Genomic DNA, 13,731 nt, shown 5'->3' on the forward strand with positions numbered 1-13,731 from the left:
AGTGTATTATTCTAATGATTTTAGATAGTGGTAAATTTCAACTTGAGAACGCAGTTTTTTGCGATTTCCGCGTTTGACATATTTATTGATTTGCTCTGCATCAATGACTCGAGCTTTAATCGTATCTTTTAGTTGAATTTCGAGAATATGAATAATTTGCTGTTTTAAATCGTTATCATAAATGGGGCAGCCAACTTCGATTCGATTATCCATATTTCGTCCCATCCAGTCTGCGGAAGAAATAAATACTTTAGGTTGCCCAGCATTTGTGAATACCATGACTCTAGGGTGCTCTAAGAAACGATCAACGATACTTGTAATGGTAATATTTTCACTAATGCCCGGGATGTTTGGGATAAGTGAGCACATGCCTCGTACAATAGCTTTAACCTTTACCCCAGCTTGACTGGCTCGATACAAATCATCAATTAGCTGTTGATCAACTAAGTTATTTACCTTCAACGTAATCCCAGAAGGTAATCCTTCATTGGCATTTTGAATTTCTTGACGAACCAGTATTTGTATCTTTGTCCGTGCATTCAGTGGCGATACTTGTAAATGTTGGAACTTATTTCGTCTGTAAGGTAATTGAATGAGGTCAAACACCCAAATGGCTTCTTGTGCCAATTCTTGGTTGCGGGTGAATAAACTAAAATCAGTATAAATTTTAGCGGTCTTTTCGTTAAAATTCCCGGTACCAAAGTGCGAATAATGTACCAACTCGCCTTTTTCTTCTCGGCTGACGACACAAAGTTTACTGTGAATTTTGAATGATGGAGAACCTAACACTACGCGTATTCCCGCATCTGTCATGGTTTTAGACCACTCAATGTTCGCTTCTTCGTCAAAGCGAGCACGCAGTTCCACTACAACGGTTACGGTTTTACCATTGTCCACAGCGTCAATTAGTGAGCTAACAATACGCGATTTAGTTGCAACCCGATATATATTCAAGCGTATGTGTTTTACGCTTGGATCAAATGCCGCTTGGCGCACAAATTCAGTAAAATGCAAAAAGCGATGATACGGATAATAAAGCAAGATATCTTTGTGAGCGATGGCATCAAATGCGGTATCAAAATCGGTAAAATGACGAGAATTAATAGCAGGTAATGCGGGGTTTTCTAAATAACTTCGCCCTACATTTGGGAAGCCAATGAAATCTTTGAAGTTTCGATATGCACCGCCTGCAATTAAGCTGTCGAATGAACTTATTTTGAGTCGTTTTTTCAGGTTCTTTAGCATTTCAAGCGGCATATCCGCATCATAAATAACTCTGACTGGCTCAGCTATCAAACGCTGCTTCATACTTTCCGACATTTTTTCAACGAAACTTTCATCGATTTCGTCGTTAATCGAGTACTCAGAATCTCGGGTCACTTTGAATGAATACGCTTCCATTTCATCAAATTCAACAAAGCCTTTAAAAATGATATTCAAACAAAGCTGAATTACGTCATCAATTAAGATGATGTGCTTTTTCTTGCGACTTTTTTCAGGTGGAATTTGAATAAATCGCGACATGGCTTCTGTGGGTAATTCGATCGTGGCATATTTAGTGGCGCGATCTTTTTTATGAATTGCCACATAAAGGTAGGTACCGAAGTCATTTAAGCGATCGACCAGGTTTACTTTTTTATGTAGTAAAATTGGCGCAATATGACGTAATATTTTGTTTTTAAAATAGTTTATTAACCACTCTTGTTGGTAAGGGGTTAATTGATTTTTGTCTACGATATGGATGTTGTATCGTTTTAAGCCAATCAACACATCGTCATACACTTTTTCAAACGACTCTGTAAGGGTAATGACTTTTTGTTGGATTTTTTCCATCAACAGTTTGGTATTTACTGCTGCTTGTTCGTTCCCTTCTTCCAGATGAATATAAATTTGCCGTTTTACTTCTGCAACCCTAACTCGATAAAACTCGTCCATATTACTCGAGAATATGCCCAAAAATCGGATTCGTTCCACAATCGGATTGTGTTTGTCCGCTGCTTCTTGCAAAACTCGTTCATTAAACGAAAGCCAGCTTAACTCTTTTGGATAATAGATTTGCTCTGGATACATTTGTTACCTGATATTTCTCACGCTTTTTCAATAGGATGGAATGTTCCATGGTTTGTATGACAGTTTTGTTAAAGTTCGCAATTTCATTGCGAATTACTAACGTAAATCCACATCCACCACTAAATCATTGGCAATATTTTCTAATGCATCGGAAAGTTCATCTAGATGAAACCCTTCCGGAATAGCCACAATAGCATGGGCTTTGAATAGCAAACTCCCCCAATTTGGAGCGCTCTGGCAACTAGACTCAAATTTAACAATATTGATATTAAAACGGCTCAAGGTTGAAGTAAGTTCTTGTACGATGCCGGGTTTATCATTGCCCATGATATCAATTTCCACGATATCGGATTTTTGGTTAGCATCCACATCGGCACTGACCGAATGTATGGTTAGGTGAGGGTGCTTGTGCAGATAATCTATTAATATTTGATGATTGTCTTCGGGAATATCTACTTCAACGAAGCCAGCAAAATGACCAGCCATATAAGAAAAATTACTGGATAACCAGTTACCACCTAACGAATATACTTTCTGAGCTAGCGATTCTACCAAGCCAGGTTTATCTTTTCCTATCAACGTTAAAATTATTGGTTTCATTGGTTTCATTGGTTTCACCTTCTGCCTGTTAATTCTAATAAGCCTAAACTATTTCTATTGCGCCAACTAGAGGGAGGTGGCAAGTTTTCATAGCTCAAACAATTGATAATTCGTGTATTAATCATAGCGTTGATTTTTCAGCATATCACTAATAAGCGTAGATACGACTATACAGATTGTCGCTTGCTAGATTGTCTATATCCATTACACTAAGCACAATTTCAAAAGCAGGGTTAGTTTTGTGAGTCAATCATCTGTTGATGAATCAACATCTAGCAACTCCCAAACGGCGAGGAACGTTCGTTTAAGGAAATTTAAGAATCGCCTAGTTGCTGGTGCTATCACCATGTCCGGTTGGCTAGTTCTGCTGACCTTGGCGTTGTTGGTTTGGCATTTAATCGCACAAGTTCTACCATTGACTCGCGATGTGTCAGTTAAGCCCCATTATCAATTTGCTATTGCCTCCGATGAAACTATTTTGCATTTGGGGGATGTCATTAATCGCGTACCTGTCATAACGTTAGACAAAGACTGCCGGGTAAATTTTTATACGCAGGCTGATAATGATCCCTCCCCTAAACTAACAAAAACTAAAATAATGCCATTACTTTGCACTGATCAGGTAAAAGTGAAAGTTTACGAAGGGCAATTATATTTAGCGATTTTAAGCCACGCAGGTATTTTGCGAATCGAAAAACTCAACCAAGTTGATAAACAACTTTTTCCTGAACTGGAAATGACGTTGGCGGTCGCGGAAGCTTCTTTGTCATCGACAATTAGTCAGTTTGATTTTCAGTTATCTACTAATTTAATTATGTTGTCGGTCAGACAGGAGAATACTTGGAAAGTTTATAGTGTCGATGGTCGTAGCAAAGAAGAAATTAATAGCACTCAAATCAGTGATGCGAAGCATCTAAAACTGCTGCCTCGAATTGCTAAATTTATTTACGTAAAAGATAAAAAACTAACTACTCAGGATGTCTTAACCGGTAGTGTAAATAATATTGCGTTCAATCGAGAGATAGCGAACCTAAATGTATTTCCGAGTCAACGTTCTTTGTTTATTGGACTGAAGGATAAGACTTTGCAAAAGTGGGGGATTGTAAATAATCAAGGAACATTAGTTTTTCAGCCCATCTACTTCATAACTAAAGAAACTTATGCTCGTCATATTTTAATCCATCAAACTGAGAATGCCGCCTTTATCCTCAATGAAAAAAATCAACTGGAAATAATGAATCATGTAACCGGAGAACAAGTTAGTGATGGTTTCATAAACAACATGGGATCATTGATTCAGTTGAGTCAGAATTATGTTTACACAAATAATCGCAATGCAATTGATACTTGGAAGATTGAATCAATTTCTGGCGTGAATACGTTTCAATCTTTGTGGGGTAAAAACACCTATGAAGGATACTCAGAGCAGGATTACGTTTGGCAAACTACCTCTGCAGGCGATTATCAGGAAACCAAATACAGTTTGGTGCCACTCGTCATAGGGAGTTTAAAAGCGTCATTACTCGCACTACTCATTGCCGTTCCATTGGCATTAAGCGCCGCAATTTATACTGCTTTTTTTGCACCGGTAAAATTACGTAACTGGATAAAGCCTAGCATTGAAATACTTGAGGCTATCCCATCAGTTGTTTTAGGTTTTATTGCAGCAATTTGGTTAGCGCCGTTAGCAGAGCAATTTATTCTGTCGCTGCTTTTATTTGTAGTGATGATTCCTTTGGTACTGTTTTTATTCGCTCTACTGCACCATCCTCTGGTAGAGCGTTTGCCTCAGCAGTTTAAACAAGGCTGGGAATTACCTATTGCTTCTATTCTACTCGTCGCATTAGGTTTCTTCGTTTATATGGTGACCGACTCGATAACTGTAGCTTCAAGCAATTTGCAGGATCATTGGTTAATCCCCATCGATAAACTGGAAAATATGAATAAAAGTACCATCGTGGTCGCCTTGGCACTGGGTATTGCTATAGTTCCGAGTATTTATTCTCTTGCTGAAGATGCGATATATGAGGTACCACACAGTTTGAAACAGGCCTCTTTGGCGTTAGGTGCGACTAAGTTACAAACACTTCGAAATGTGGTGTTGATACTGGCTTACCCAGGTATATTGAGCGCCGTTGCATTAGGCTTAGGACGCGCATTTGGGGAAACCATGATAGTACTTATGGTAACTGGAAATACGCCGGTGGCGAATTGGGATTTTTTATCTGGCCTGCGCACGCTAACAGCTAATTTAGCGATTGAACTGCCTGAATCTGAAGTGGGTAGCAGCCACTATCAAATTCTATTTTTAACGGCACTTGTGTTGTTTTCGTTTACGTTTGTTTTGAATACGCTGGCCGAGTTGTTACGCCAATGGTTACGGAAAAATTATCAGCATGGATAAGTGGAAGTTTAACCTAGCACAAAAACAATCGATGATAACCAGTGCAACTGCAGCGGTTGCCGCGTTTTTAGTGCTGGTGCTGGTGGCACTATCGTTTTTCATTTTTATTCGAGGTGGGAATTTTTTCTGGCCGCAAAACATTCATACTATTGTTTACAAGAGGCAAGATGAAACCTTGCAAACTCATTTTGTTAGGTTAGACGCGAAAACCATGCGTGTAGACGAGGAGCTGTTGCATTTTCGTTATTCCTCACCCGAACAGCTCTTTGATGGGCAGCTTACTTTAAATGAATCTAACATTATTAGTAGTGAAGCGGCTCCTAGCGTGGCGGTGGTTGCGTTAAAAAATGGTGGTTCGGTAATCGCAAAAGTTACCTCGATAACTGATTTTCAAGGCAAACGAGTCGGTATAGAGCAATTTGCTAAAGTCACTGAGCAGATTGATGAGTATCTTCAAACCATAAATTTTGTGCGCCAAGGCGAATTGGCAGATATTCACCGTGGCCTTGCTGCAATGGATAAACGTGGTGTAGATGAAGATGCTCCCGCCAGAGTAAAGTTAGCCAAGCGTTATTATCAGTTGCAGGACGTGATCGAGAATGTTGAACGAAAGTTGGATGGCTACGTGTTATCAGTCGAATTCGCAGACAACACGTCTTATCCACTATTCATGCAGAACGTTAGTGAGTTTTACTATCCGAATGAAATGAATGTGGGAGAAAAATTCCTTTTTGCGTTGTCCGCATTTGGTTCGTTTATCAGTGACGCTCCAAAATTGAATAACACTTCGGGTGGGGTTTTTCCGGCGCTGTTTGGGACCATTGTCATGGTTCTGCTGATGACTATTTTAGTCACACCCTTTGGTGTATTAGCAGCAGTGTATTTATATGAATACGCGCCACAGAATAAAACAACTGCACTGATTCGAATTTCAGTCAATAACTTGGCGGGTGTGCCCTCTATCGTTTATGGTGTATTTGGACTTGGTTTTTTTGTTTTTGTTGTCGGCGAAAGTATCGATAACATTTTATTTGGCGACGATCTCAATTCCACGACTTTCGGCGCGCCTGGCATTTTTTGGGCGTCATTAACAATGGCTATATTGACACTACCGGTCGTGATAGTAGCCACTGAGGAAGGATTACGAAGAGTACCTCAGTCATTGCGTGATGGCAGTTATGCTTTAGGGGCGACTCAAGCCGAAACAATATTTAAGATGATTTTACCCATCGCAAGTCCTGGCATCATGACCGGCGTCATTTTGGCTATCGCCAGAGGAGCGGGGGAAGTTGCACCTTTAATGTTGGTCGGGGCGGTAAAGTTTGCACCAGCTTTGCCTGTAGACACTGAATTCCCCTTTGTACATTTACAGCGGCAGTTTATGCATTTGGGCGTCCTAATATATGACGGTGCTTTTCATAGTCAGAATATTGGAAATGGCTCATCATTTATATTTGCATGCTGTTTGTTGTTGCTGTTAATTGTGTTGAGCCTGAACTTAATCGCGATTTTTATTCGTAACCGACTTCGTAAACAATACGCACAAAATTAGAATGTAGGAATGCATGTTAAAACTATTTGAACATGACAAGTTAGATGTCAATAATCTGAAACCGGAACAAATCGCAATAGAAGTTAAACAACTCAATTTGCATTTTGGTCAAAAGCAGGTGCTTGAAGATGTCAATATGGCGATCCCTAAAAATCAAGTTACTGCCCTAATTGGTCAAAGTGGTTGCGGAAAGTCGAGTCTTATTAGTTGTTTTAATCGTATGAACGACTTACTTCATGATTGCGAAGTCAGTGGACAGGTTATTATTTCAGGGCAAGATATTTATCATCGTAAGCAAAACGTCGCGACGCTGCGGACACAAGTTGGAATGGTGTTCCAAAAACCGAATCCGTTCCCTATGTCTGTTTTCGACAATGTTTCTTATGGGTTAAAACTGCAAGGTGTAAATGAGCGACGTAAACTTGATGATGCAGTTGAACAAGCTTTAAGGGAAACTGGTTTGTGGACTGAAGTAAGGGATAGATTATTTGAATCAGCTCTGACTTTGTCTGGTGGGCAACAACAACGTATGGTTATCGCTCGCGCTTTAGCTTTAAAGCCCGAAATATTGTTGCTGGATGAGCCCACTTCCGCGTTAGATCCGTTAGCAACTTTGCATATTGAAGAGCTATTGAATCAATTGAAAGCTCAGCACACTGTGATTATTGTTACCCATAATATGCAGCAAGCCGCACGTGTATCAGACTATACTGCGTTTATCCATCAGGGTAAGGTGATTGAATATTCAGACAGCGACAGTTTATTTACTATGCCCAAGCAGAAACGCACAGAATCATACATAACCGGGCGTTACGGATAGAAGTTTATGGCCTATATTGAAATTAATACCCATATTTCTGTTGGATTTAATAAAGAGTTAGAGAATTTAAAAAACTCTGTGTTGACCATGGGGGGATTGCTTGAACAGCAACTCAACGACACTTTACAGGCATTAAAAACCAATAATGCTGGCCTTGCCGAAAAAGTGGTCATCAACGATAAAGAAATTAACTCTATGGAAATACAGATTGACGAAGAGTGTATGCGCATCATTGCTCGTCGTCATCCAACTGCTAGTGACCTACGTTTGATTATGACTATTGCTAAGGCAATTGCAGACATAGAACGTATGGGCGATGAAATTGAACGGATAGCGAAATTAATTTCAAGTTCAAAAGTCCCTGATTCTGATAGTCTTAAATCGAATATGTTGGTAATTGGCGAACATGTACTGGCTATGCTAAAAGATACGTTAGATGCTTTTGCGCGACTAGATTTAGAAGCCGCGCAACAAACGTATCAAAATGACGAAGAGATTGATGCGCAATACAAAGATTTACTAAGTATCACTATTTTAGAAATGCAACAGCATTCTGATGAGTTAGAAAACTGGCTTGAAGTGCTTTGGGCGTTGCGTTCTTTTGAGCGTATCGGTGATCGCTGTAAAAACGTATGTGAGTACGTTATGTTTTTAGTTAATGGTTCAGATAATCGACACACCTAGTCGAAATAAACGGGTAATTTTTTCGCTTTTTTAGGTGCTTATTTGAGCACTTTCGATTTTGTGACGATTTGCTTGGAAGCCAATAATATAAAGGGCTGAAAGTAGTCATAAAAATGTCATATAAACAGGATAGTCTTTCGCGTATGATCTACGCTTCAGAAATGGCTAATTCAATTTATTACGAGAATATAATGTCAACAAACTCTTTTCTTGGTGTGTTTGCTAAGTCACCACTGAAGCCCATAGAAGATCATATAGATCTGGTTGATCAGTGCACTCAACTCCTTGCTCCTTTTTTCGAATGCGTTTTTCAATGTGATTGGACGCAAGCTGAAAAAGTGCAACAACAAATATCGCAATTGGAAAAACAGGCCGACAATGTTAAGCGAGAGCTTCGCGCTAATTTGCCGACTGGGTTGTTTATGCCAATTCAACGTCAGGATATTCTGACGTTAATAACCGAACAGGATAAATTGGCTAATAAGGCTAAAGATATTTCTGGACGTATCATTGGTCGACAATTGCAGATACCTGAAGTATTGCAAGAATCGTTTAATGCGTATTTATTAAAATGTTTAGCTGCGTCAACCCAAGCAAAGGAAGTCATCAACGAGTTAGATGAGCTTCTCGAAGCGGGTTTTAAAGGCAGAGAAGTTGATTTAGTCGAAAAAATGATTTCGCATCTAGATCAAATAGAAGATGAGACTGATAGTATGCAGCGCGAGATTCGCAGTTCTCTACTGAAAATTGAGTCAGGCATAAATCCTGTAGATGTTATGTTTTTGTACAGCATCATTGAATGGGTCGGTCAATTAGCTGACACCGCAGAGCGTGTCGGAGCGAGACTTGAATTGATGTTAGCAGGTTAAATAAGGCGTATACCTCTATGGAAATAATTAATGACTACGGCTTTGTCCTAATTGTTATGGCGGCTGTTGTGGGATTTTTGATGGCTTGGGGGGTTGGTGCCAATGACGTCGCAAATGCGATGGGAACATCTGTTGGTTCTAAAGCTCTGACTATTAAACAAGCAATATTTATCGCTATGGTGTTTGAATTTGCTGGTGCATATCTCGCGGGAGGGGAAGTAACCTCAACCATTCGTAAAGGCATTATAGATACAAGTTACTTTATAGATACGCCAGATTTACTCGTATTTGGGATGATAGCAGCATTATTCTCAGCCGGTGTCTGGTTAGCAGTCGCATCGTATCTTGGTTGGCCTGTGTCGACCACACATTCAATAATTGGCGCGATAGTCGGTTTTGCAGCTGTAGGTGTAGGCTCTGAATCAGTGGAATGGGCCAAAGTCGGTGGTATCGTCGGAAGTTGGGTTGTAACTCCTGCGATTTCCGGGTTTATCGCGTTTCTGATCTTTATGAGTGCACAACGTCTGATTTTTGATACTGATAATCCGTTTAAAAATGCAAAACGTTATGTTCCTTTTTATATGGCATTTGCTGGCTTTGTCATGTCTCTTGTTACTATTACCAAGGGTTTAAAGCACGTAGGGTTAAATTTTACCACGCTTGAAGCAAATGTTATTTCAGTCATTATCGCTATTGTTGTTGCAATAATAGGCCGTGTTTATATTAATCGAATTAAATTTGACGAAAGCTTAGACAGATCAATGCACTTTAGTAATGTGGAAAGAGTGTTTGCAATTTTGATGATTGTAACTGCTTGTTGTATGGCTTTTGCGCATGGTTCAAATGACGTTGCAAATGCTATCGGTCCTCTGGCTGCAGTTGTATCTGTCGTTAATAGCGGTGGTGAAATTGCTGCAAAGGCAGCACTAGCATGGTGGATTTTACCTTTAGGGGCGATTGGTATTGTCTCTGGGTTAGCTTTGTTCGGACACCGAGTTATCCGTACCATAGGTAACGGTATTACCCATTTAACCCCAAGCCGTGGATTTGCGGCAGAGCTTGCTGCAGCGACCACGGTTGTGCTTGCTTCTGGTACAGGTTTACCCATTTCAACTACGCAAACTCTTGTGGGTGCAGTATTGGGAGTGGGCATGGCAAGAGGTATTGCTGCATTAAACCTAGGCGTAGTGCGTAACATCGTTATTTCATGGGTGGTCACTTTGCCAGCGGGTGCAGCGCTATCTATCGTGTTCTTCTTTATGCTCAAAGGAATTTTTGCTGGCTAGCCAAAATTTGTTTTGAACATATAATCTTTTTGAAAAACGGCATCAATGCCGTTTTTTATTGACTTGAATATTAAAAAAACTGATTTAAACTGGATTTTGTAATCAATTTTTTAGTAGAAAAATATGAAGTGGCCTAATTTAAAACACCTCCATTATTTAGTCGTTTTACACGAAGTTCAGCATTTTAATAAAGCAGCACAGCTGTGTTACGTTAGCCAATCTACATTAAGCACCGCGATTCAAAATCTTGAAGAACAATTTGGCTGTCAGTTATTAGAACGAGATCACAAAACATTTGTCTTTACACCCTTTGGTTTAGAGTTAGTTGAACGCAGTAAAAAGATATTAAATGATACGAATGAGTTAATAGACTTTGCGCAGACCGCAGGCAACTGGCAAGCAGGAAAATTAAAACTCGGCGTAATTCCAACTATCGCACCATTTATCTTTATGGGCGTGTTAGATGTCGTGAAGACCAACTTTCCGGACCTGCAATTAAAGCTGCAGGAAGACACAACTGAAAACTTACTAAGGCAATTAAATGACGGTGTATTGGATCTGCTTATTCTGGCTTTACCTATGGAAACCCCAGGCTGTAAGCAGCTTGTAATTGGGCATGATCCTTTTCATTTAATTGCCCATAGTGATCTTGTCAGCTCTCTTCCTCAGCCCATGGATGTGGCGGCGTTACCTAAAGAAAGTGTGTTTCTTCTACAACGCGAGCATTGCATGACAGGGCATGCCGTGAGCGCATGTCGTTTGCAGAATTCAGAACAAGTAAATTCGTTGGCCGCCTCGAGTTTGCATACACTAGTGCAACTGGCAAATAGCAAACAAGGGTTTACATTCATGCCAGAGCTAGCAATTAAACATCACATTTTGAATACTTCGCAGTTAGTGTCTATGCCCGCAGAAGATAACGCATATCGAGAAATTGGTTTGGTTTGGCGCACAGGAACAACACGCGTTCGATTATTCCGAATGTTAGCAGAGTTGCTAGCACCATTAATGCCGATTCCCACCTTATAAAATAAATTTCATTTTATTCAAACTATTTAAAACGTTACAACGACTTTAATAACAAGTAGATAAATGGAACCTAAATAAGTGTTTGAAAAAAGCGACGAGCAGTTGATAGCTAGCGCACTGAAAGGAAGTAAACGTGCCTGGCTCAATTTGATAAAACGCTATGAATCACAAGTGTTTAATTACGGTATTCGAATGACGGGTACGCGTGAAGATGCTTTAGATTTGATGCAAGAAGTGTTTATTTCGGTGTTTCGTAATTTAAGTCATTACCGTGGAGAAGGCAGTTTTAAAGGCTGGTTATTTAAAATTGCCCATTATCGTTGTATTGAATTTTATCGCCGTAAGAAACCCAATCAGGCCCTGGAAGATAGTCCTGAAATTGAAAGTGCAGATCCGTGTCTAGAGTCCTCAATGGTCACTTCTCAGAACGCGAATCAATTAGTAAACGCCATGCAACACTTGCCATTGGCACAAAAAGCTGTGATTGAACTGAAATTTTTTGGTCAATTTACATTCGAAGAAATAGCTGAGCAGTTAGGGATTTCGTCCAATACTGCAAAATCTCGGATGTACAGTGCTTTGTCAAAGCTAAAAAATTTATTGGAGGTTGAATATGCCTAAGTTAAACGAATCTGAGTTGCTCGCTATCTGGATGCAAGGGACATTGACCGCTGAGCAACAACAGCAATTTGAAAAATTATGTACCGAAAATGCTGAGTTTGCATCTCAGGTGGAAGTGGCGAATCAGACAAGCTTGTTAGCCCAAGATTACCCCGCAGCTGAAGTACCTAATTGGAATAGAAATGCCAGCTTTGATTATCAAGCTCCTCCTAAATGGTGGCAATGGCAAGGGCTGCCGGCATTTTCAAGTGCGCTGTCAATAGTGGCGATTTTATTGGTGTTTAGCGGATTTGAAGCGAGTGTGGAAAATGGCAAAGTCACGTTTGGTTTTCAATCTACAAACACCGATGTGGAACAAATAGTAGCGCAACGATTGGCGGAGTTTAAGTCTGAGCAAAATGAAGCACTTAGCCACTACGCGATGTCGTTGCGAGAGCAACAATTAGATGCTAGCACGCAATTAACCAAGTATCTGTTGGCTTCTAGTCGGCAAGAACGTAAAGAAGATTTTGGCGAATTGATTAAATTTATTAACGAACAGCGCAACGACGACCAAATTTTCTATACACGGCAACTAAACCAACTGCAAAACGCTATTTATCAAGGTCCGAATGATAAGCCGTGGCTACCCATTAACAACGACACAAATTTGCAAGATTAAGAGGTAATCAATAATGAACATTAAATATCGAGTAAAAAAATTGAGTTTGCTAACGGCGATTGCGACAGCTTTGTTAGGCGCATCTTCAAGTAATGTTTGGGCAAAAACCAATTTACCTGAACTGCAAAAAGAATTGCAGATTATGAGTAGTATCATGCAGACGTCTCTGCTTCAGAGCACTGATAAGAAAGGCATCAAGCTAAGAGGTATAGACGTGACGTATCTTTCAGGTCAAGGCGTTGTGTTTGAACTTACAAGCAGTGCGCACCATCGAGAATTTGCATTTTCGTTTAACTCAGATGGGGGGATGCCTGAAATTGCACCAATTCCTCCTTTGCCACCGTTGCCTATTGCTGGCGATCATGATCAGAATGTGTTTATTGAATTTGATGATGAGCAATGGAGTGAAGTGGTTGAAGAGTCTTTGCGCTTAGCCAATGGCGCAATAAGCGAAGCAAGAGAGAAGTTACGTGAGTTACACCATCAAGAACGCGAGTTTGCTTGGGAGGAACGCGAGTACAAACGCCGATTACGTGATATCGAGTTTGAAATGCGCAGTGCTGACGCTGAACACAAAGAAAGATTAAATGAACAAAAAGCGGAGCTAGAAGCAGAAATTGCCGAACTTAAAAAACGTCAAAAAGATGTGGATAAATATTCTAAGCAATTAGAGGCTGAACAAAAGCAACAAGCTGAACAAAAACTAGCCCAAAGAAAACAGCAGTACAGTGCTTTTTTGAGTCACTTTGAAGACAATGTAGCGAGCACGTTATGTAAGTATGGGAACGGTATTAAAGCGCTGCCAGATGATGAAAATGTCAGCTTTATTTTGTCGAAACTTGGCTCAGCTGAAAAAAGCGGAGCTGAAGACCGTATCTATGTATTTAAAAATAAAGATATACAGTCTTGCGTAAAAGATAAAATGAGCCCTAAGCAACTACTATCTAATGCTGAGGCGTACATGTTCTAAACTCATTGCGAGTCTATAATCTGTCTAAAAATACCGCACTTGAAGCGGTATTTTTTTGCGTTTTAATCCATCACACAAATTGCACACCTATGTACAATGACATTTGACTGTGAAAACGCTAAGCTTAGACAGTTTATATTTGCAGTAGCAAGACATTGGATTTTA

The 13,731-nt window shown here is 40.0% G+C and carries 12 protein-coding genes; 10 read left to right on the top strand and 2 right to left on the bottom strand.

The genetic code is table 11. The features are described 5' to 3' along the window. Window positions 1-6: 6 nt before the first annotated feature. Entirely contained in the window at window positions 7-2,070 is a 2,064-nt protein-coding gene (ppk1, locus tag GLIP_RS14880; RefSeq protein WP_008845486.1) for a polyphosphate kinase 1, read from the bottom strand. A gap of 96 nt (window positions 2,071-2,166) precedes the next feature. After that, window positions 2,167-2,670: a glycine cleavage system protein R gene (locus GLIP_RS14885; RefSeq protein WP_040523156.1), complete on the bottom strand. Its 504-nt coding sequence runs from the start codon at window positions 2,668-2,670 to the stop codon at window positions 2,167-2,169. 346 nt (window positions 2,671-3,016) lie between these two features. Here GLIP_RS14885 and GLIP_RS14890 point away from each other — a divergent pair, with 346 nt between their 5' ends. From GLIP_RS14890 to GLIP_RS14935, 10 genes are all read left to right on the top strand, one after another. Beyond that, entirely contained in the window at window positions 3,017-5,074 is a 2,058-nt protein-coding gene (locus GLIP_RS14890) for an ABC transporter permease subunit (protein WP_008845488.1), read from the top strand. Then, window positions 5,067-6,626, top strand: a complete 1,560-nt coding sequence (pstA, locus tag GLIP_RS14895; RefSeq protein WP_008845489.1) for a phosphate ABC transporter permease PstA — start codon at window positions 5,067-5,069, stop codon at window positions 6,624-6,626. Before GLIP_RS14890 ends, pstA begins: the two co-directional genes overlap by 8 nt. Before the next feature lie 13 nt (window positions 6,627-6,639). Then, window positions 6,640-7,446: a phosphate ABC transporter ATP-binding protein PstB gene (gene pstB, locus GLIP_RS14900; RefSeq protein WP_008845490.1), complete on the top strand. Its 807-nt coding sequence runs from the start codon at window positions 6,640-6,642 to the stop codon at window positions 7,444-7,446. A 6-nt stretch (window positions 7,447-7,452) separates the two neighbouring features. After that, complete coding sequence (gene phoU, locus GLIP_RS14905; protein WP_008845491.1) at window positions 7,453-8,130, top strand: phosphate signaling complex protein PhoU; 678 nt, start codon at window positions 7,453-7,455, stop codon at window positions 8,128-8,130. Window positions 8,131-8,321: 191 nt separating this feature from the next. Then, window positions 8,322-8,999 (top strand): TIGR00153 family protein, encoded by a 678-nt coding sequence (locus tag GLIP_RS14910; RefSeq protein WP_008845492.1) that lies wholly within the window; start codon window positions 8,322-8,324, stop codon window positions 8,997-8,999. 17 nt (window positions 9,000-9,016) lie between these two features. After that, entirely contained in the window at window positions 9,017-10,285 is a 1,269-nt protein-coding gene (locus GLIP_RS14915; RefSeq protein WP_008845493.1) for an inorganic phosphate transporter, read from the top strand. Between the two features lie 123 nt (window positions 10,286-10,408). Further along, window positions 10,409-11,314 (top strand): hydrogen peroxide-inducible genes activator, encoded by a 906-nt coding sequence (locus tag GLIP_RS14920; RefSeq protein ID WP_008845494.1) that lies wholly within the window; start codon window positions 10,409-10,411, stop codon window positions 11,312-11,314. A 78-nt stretch (window positions 11,315-11,392) separates the two neighbouring features. Further along, entirely contained in the window at window positions 11,393-11,935 is a 543-nt protein-coding gene (locus GLIP_RS14925; RefSeq protein WP_008845495.1) for an RNA polymerase sigma factor, read from the top strand. After that, window positions 11,928-12,596, top strand: coding sequence for a hypothetical protein (locus GLIP_RS14930; RefSeq protein WP_008845496.1), 669 nt, complete (start codon window positions 11,928-11,930; stop codon window positions 12,594-12,596). Before GLIP_RS14925 ends, GLIP_RS14930 begins: the two co-directional genes overlap by 8 nt. A gap of 13 nt (window positions 12,597-12,609) precedes the next feature. Further along, the gene (locus GLIP_RS14935) at window positions 12,610-13,566 is read left to right on the top strand and encodes a hypothetical protein (protein WP_008845497.1); all 957 of its coding nucleotides are present in this window, start codon (window positions 12,610-12,612) and stop codon (window positions 13,564-13,566) included. The last annotated feature ends 165 nt before the right edge of the window (window positions 13,567-13,731 follow it).

The sequence above is a fragment of the Aliiglaciecola lipolytica E3 genome (genome assembly GCF_000314975.1).
Taxonomy (GTDB): domain Bacteria; phylum Pseudomonadota; class Gammaproteobacteria; order Enterobacterales; family Alteromonadaceae; genus Aliiglaciecola; species Aliiglaciecola lipolytica.

Bases quoted from the DNA above. Each gene is read 5' to 3' on its own strand.
- ppk1 (WP_008845486.1), bottom strand. From the start codon at position 2,070: ATGTATCCAGAGCAAATCTATTATCCAAAAGAGTTAAGCTGGCTTTCG.
- GLIP_RS14885 (WP_040523156.1), bottom strand. From the start codon at position 2,670: ATGAAACCAATAATTTTAACGTTGATAGGAAAAGATAAACCTGGCTTG.
- GLIP_RS14890 (WP_008845488.1), top strand. From the start codon at position 3,017: ATGTCCGGTTGGCTAGTTCTGCTGACCTTGGCGTTGTTGGTTTGGCAT.
- pstA (WP_008845489.1), top strand. From the start codon at position 5,067: ATGGATAAGTGGAAGTTTAACCTAGCACAAAAACAATCGATGATAACC.
- pstB (WP_008845490.1), top strand. From the start codon at position 6,640: ATGTTAAAACTATTTGAACATGACAAGTTAGATGTCAATAATCTGAAA.
- phoU (WP_008845491.1), top strand. From the start codon at position 7,453: ATGGCCTATATTGAAATTAATACCCATATTTCTGTTGGATTTAATAAA.
- GLIP_RS14910 (WP_008845492.1), top strand. From the start codon at position 8,322: ATGTCAACAAACTCTTTTCTTGGTGTGTTTGCTAAGTCACCACTGAAG.
- GLIP_RS14915 (WP_008845493.1), top strand. From the start codon at position 9,017: ATGGAAATAATTAATGACTACGGCTTTGTCCTAATTGTTATGGCGGCT.
- GLIP_RS14920 (WP_008845494.1), top strand. From the start codon at position 10,409: ATGAAGTGGCCTAATTTAAAACACCTCCATTATTTAGTCGTTTTACAC.
- GLIP_RS14930 (WP_008845496.1), top strand. From the start codon at position 11,928: ATGCCTAAGTTAAACGAATCTGAGTTGCTCGCTATCTGGATGCAAGGG.
- GLIP_RS14935 (WP_008845497.1), top strand. From the start codon at position 12,610: ATGAACATTAAATATCGAGTAAAAAAATTGAGTTTGCTAACGGCGATT.